The 4617-nt window shown below is 70.0% G+C and carries 3 protein-coding genes; all 3 read right to left on the bottom strand.

Annotated features, from left to right (window positions below):
- Window positions 1–2247 (bottom strand): CHASE3 domain-containing protein (locus VF536_RS04025; RefSeq protein ID WP_331613500.1); only part of this gene is annotated, 2247 nt, incomplete at its 3' end.
- A 106-nt stretch (window positions 2248–2353) separates the two neighbouring features.
- Window positions 2354–3166, bottom strand: coding sequence for a beta/gamma crystallin family protein (locus tag VF536_RS04020; protein ID WP_331613499.1), 813 nt, complete (start codon window positions 3164–3166; stop codon window positions 2354–2356).
- A gap of 106 nt (window positions 3167–3272) precedes the next feature.
- Window positions 3273–4370, bottom strand: a complete 1098-nt coding sequence (locus tag VF536_RS04015; RefSeq protein ID WP_331613498.1) for a hybrid sensor histidine kinase/response regulator — start codon at window positions 4368–4370, stop codon at window positions 3273–3275.
- Between the last annotated feature and the right edge of the window lie 247 nt (window positions 4371–4617).

Genomic DNA, 4617 nt, shown 5'->3' with positions numbered 1-4617 from the left:
CACCGCCGGCGGCGGCTTGACCGCGCCGTGCAGCGGCGCCTGGGCCGGCGACAGCGGCCGCGGACGCTCGCCGTCGACCGGCGCCTCGTGCGCCAGCGGCAGCACCAGGCTGAAGACCGAGCCCTGCCCCGGCGTGCTCTGCAGGTGGATGTCGCCGCCCAGCAGCCGCGCCAGGGCGCGCGAGATCGACAGGCCCAGCCCCGTGCCGCCGTACTTGCGGTGGGTGCTGCCGTCGGCCTGGCGGAAGGCGTCGAAGATCAGCGCCTGCTGGTGCGCCGGGATGCCGATGCCGGTGTCCTTGACGGTGAAGGCCAGGCGGCCGTCGGCGGTGGTGCCGACCTCCATGCGCACCGAGCCGCGCTCGGTGAACTTGAGCGCGTTGGACAGCAGGTTCTTGAGCACCTGCCCGAGCCGCGCCTCGTCGGTCTCCATCCATTCCGGCGCGCCCGGCGCGAGCTGCAGGCCGAAGGCCAGGTTGCGCTGCGCCGCGACCGGCGCGAAGACCTGGGTCAGCTGCTGCAGCAGGCGCGGCACCGAGACGCGTTCGACCTGCAGGTCGACCTTGCCGGCCTCGATCTTGGACAGGTCCAGGATGTCGTTGATCAGCATCAGCAGGTCGTTGCCGGCCGAGCTGATGGTCTGCGCGAAGCGGACCTGCTCGTCGCTCAGGTTCCCTTCCTTGTTGTCCGACAGCAGCTTGGCCAGGATCAGCGTCGAATTCAGCGGCGTGCGCAGCTCGTGGCTCATGTTGGCCAGGAACTCGCTCTTGTACTGGTTGGAACGCTCCAGCGCCTCGGCGCGCTCGGTCAGCAGGCCCTGCGCGGCGGTCAGTTCCGAACGCTGCAGCTCCAATTGACGCGCCTGCTCCTCGAGCTGGGTGTTGCTTTCCTCGAGGTCGGTCTGCTGCTTCTCCAGCCGCAGCTGCGAGTCGCGCAGCGCGTTGCCCTGCTCCTCGAGTTCCTCGTTGCTGGCGCGCAGCTCCTCCTGCTGCATCTGCAGCTCCTCGGCCTGGCGGCGGCTCTCCTCGAGCAGCGCTTCCAGCCGGCTGCGGTCCTTGGCCGCGCGCAGCGCCATGGCGATCGGCTCGGCGACGCGCGCCAGGAGTTCGCGCTCGGCCTCGCCGATGGGATGCAGGAAGCCCAGCTCGATCACGCACTGCACCCGCCTGTCCAGCCCCACCGGCGCGATCAGCAGCTCGGTCGAATCGGCCTTGCCCAGCGACGAAGTGATGGGCAGATAGTCCGCCGGCAGCTGCTTCACATGCACCGGCCGGCGGTCGCGCGCGGCCTGCCCCAGCAAGGTGTCGCCGCCGCGCACGATCGGCGGCGCCGCCTCGGTCCCCGTCGCCACCGGCAGCGCATAGCCGCCCACGCGCAGGAAGCTGCCGTCCTCGTGCGCGACGTAGAACGCGCCGACGCGCGCATCGGTCCAGCGGGCGAGGAAGCTGGTGGCGATGTCGGCGAGCCGCTCGACATGCGGATCCCCTTGCAATTCGACGCCCAGCCCCGCCAGGCCGGCCTTCAGCCATTCCTCGGTCTTCGCGGCGCGGTAGGCGCGCGAACTCAGCACCGCCGCGACCGCCGTCAACAGCAGCAGCAGCGCCGAGCCGCCCCACATCACCCCGACCGTCTGCTGCACCGAGCTGTCCCACAGCGCGCGGCGTTCGGCGGCCCGATCGCGTTCTTCGCGTTCCATCTCGCCGAGCAGCGTGCGAATGCGCTCCATCAGGATGCGGCCGCGGTCTCCCTTGACCGTTGCGATCGCGGCGGCGCTCTCGCCGGCGCGACGCGCGGCGATGGTTTCCTCCATCTCCGCGAGCTTGGCCTTGAAAAGCTGCTCCGCGGTCTCCAGGCGCGCGAGCTGCGGCCGGTAGTTCTGGAAGCTCGCGCGCAGCCGTTCGGCCGCCGCCGGGATCGTCACCTGCGCGGTGTTGAAAGGGACGAGGTAGCTGTCGATGCCGGTCAGCAGGTAGCCGCGCTGGCCGGTCTCGGCGTCCTTCATCGCGGAGCCCAGCGTCTGGATCTGCTCCTGCACGGCCAGCGTGCGCGCCATCGCGTCGGCCGAGTCGGACTGCGCCTGCTGCGAACGGTAGGAGAACCCGGCGGTGATCAGGATGGTGATCACGGCCAGCACGAAGCCGAGCAGCGTGGGCAGCGGCAGCCAGTCGTGGCGGCGCACGCCATGGGCAAGGTGGAGGTCGTTGCCCGAATAGGCCTTCGATGCGGCGGTGGACGTCGTGGTGTTCATGGAAACGAAAACGGGGCGGCCGGGGTGGGGCCGCATGCTAGCGCGTCCCCTCCCCGGCCGGCCCCAGCAGTCCTCACTGGGTCTGTCGATCGATGACCGCGCCCGTCTATTCGCGCGGCTCGCCGCGCGCGTTGACGGTCACGGTCGCTCCCGGCTGTCGCCGGGTCTGCATGTAATGGTCCTGTCCCTTGAAGCGGTAGGTCACGTCCCAGTACTGGGGGTTGCTGTTGCCGGGCGCGGCGCCGCAGCGCTGCACGTTGCGCACGTCCTTGTCGCGGTTGACGTTGCTGCCGACCACCGCGCCGCCGACGGCGCCCGCGACCGTGGTCGCGGTCTGGCCGGAGCCGCTGCCGAACTGATGGCCCAGGATGCCGCCCAGCACGCCGCCGACGACCGCGCCGCCGACGTTGGGGCGGTCCCGCACTTCCTTCTGCTCGATCCAGCAGCGCTGCTGCTCGTCGCCCATCACCGCGCGCACGGAGACCACCTGCGCCTGATACAGGCCTTCATCGCCGCGGCGGTAGTAGGTCGGCTGCGGATCGGGACCGTAGCGGTCGCGGCTGACGTCCTCGCCGACGCGGCGCGCGGAGCTGATCCGGTTGTCCAAGCCCATGGACTTCAGCGACGGGTAGCTGCCCGGCTGCAGCACGCGGCAGCGGCCGTTGTAGCCCGGGTCCTCGCAGACCTCCCAGCGCTCGCCGCGGACCTCGATCGAGGACGCGCGATCGTCGAAGCCGATCTCCTTGAGGAAGTTGATCTGCGACTCGGCGCCGGCGTTGCGGCCGCGGAAGTTCTCGTTCTCATAGAACGTGATGTCGGCCATCGCGTGGCCCGCCAGGGCGCAGGCGGCCGCCGCGACGGCGACCTTGAGCGCTCGCTTCATCCCGGATGAAGTGTTCGGTGCGGAGGATCGGTTCATGGCAGTCCCCATCGTGGTTGCTGTGATGCCACCACTGTGGGCCGGCGCGCGCGCCGGGTCTGTCGGGGCGCGCTGGCGCCGCGTGTAGGACAACATCCCTGGGCCTTCAGCGTTCCGACTGCAGCCTCGGCAGCAGCAGCTCGAACATCGTGCCCTGCCGCGCCCGCGAGACGCCGATCAGCGAGCCGCCATGGGCCCGCGCGACGCGCTCGGGTTCCTGCAGGCCGGGCCCGACCTGCGCCGAGGACATGCCCGACACCGGCTCGTTGCCGCCGAACAGGTGGATGGAGGCCTCGGGCTCCAGCACCGTGTCGAAGCTGACGCGCAGCATCAGCGAACGCTGCGCGCTGCCGTCGACCTGGATGCGGATGGGGCTGTCGCCGGCATGCGTGGCCGCCTGCATCAGCAACTGGTCCAGGGCCTGCGCCATGAGTTCGACGTCGAAGTCGCCGCTCGTGTCGCCGATGCGGTCGAAGGCCGGGGGCGCCCACATCACGGTCTGGTTGCTCTCGATGTCCAGCCGCTGCGCGGCCAGCGTGCCCAGATCGCTCCGCTCGGGCTGGACCTGCAGCAGCTCGCAGGGGCGGCGGGCCAGGCTGCCCAGGTGGTCCACCTGGCGGCCCAGCAGCGTGGCCGCGGCCTTGACCCGCTGGCCGGCCTTCTGCAGCGAGGGCGATTCGGTCTGGCGGATCAGCAGCTCGGCGTTGAGCATCATGACCGACAGCGGACTGCGGATGTCGTGGCTCAGCGCGCTCAACATCAGCGCGTTGACGCGCGCCAGGCGTTCCTGCTCGACGATGCGCTCGGCCAGCAGCTGGCGCTGGCGGTGCAGGTCGGCGAAGACGGCGACCTTGCTGCGCAGCACATGGGCGTCCACCGGCTTGTAGATGAAGTCGACCGCGCCGGCCTCGTAGCCCTTGAAGCTGCGCTGCGCCTCCTGCGAGCCGGCGGTCAGGAAGATGATGGGGACGTGCCGGGTACGCTCCGTGCCACGCATCAGCTCGGCGAGGGTGAAGCCGTCCATGCCCGGCATCTGGATGTCGAGCAGCGCCAGCATCACATCGTGCGTGAGCAGCAGTTCCAGCGCGGCGGGACCGGAATCGGCCGTCAATACTTCCAGGCCGGAGTCGGCCAGCAAGGCTTTCATCGCGAGCAGGTTCTGTGGCTTGTCGTCCACCACCAGCACGCTCATCTGATCCGCCACGTCGTTCTCCCAATCATGATCATCTTGGTCTTGAATGTCTGACAGCGCCATTGGGCAACCGGCGTGCCCGCGCCGACCTGGGAGATACCCTCCCCCAATCCTCGCCCAGGGATGTCCTTGGGCGAAGGGCGGCAAGCGTACGATCGCGCCGCCGTGCGGTCCCGTTCGATCGATCAGGCCGCCCCCAGAACCCCGAGAGGACACGATGAAACAGAACAGCACCGCCGTCGAAGAACTCCTGTCCGTC

The organism is Roseateles sp. (genome assembly GCF_036486225.1).
Classification (GTDB): Bacteria; Pseudomonadota; Gammaproteobacteria; order Burkholderiales; family Burkholderiaceae_C; genus Roseateles.
The sequence above is the reverse complement of the archived record's forward strand: the minus strand, read 5'-3'. Positions and strand labels throughout refer to the sequence as shown.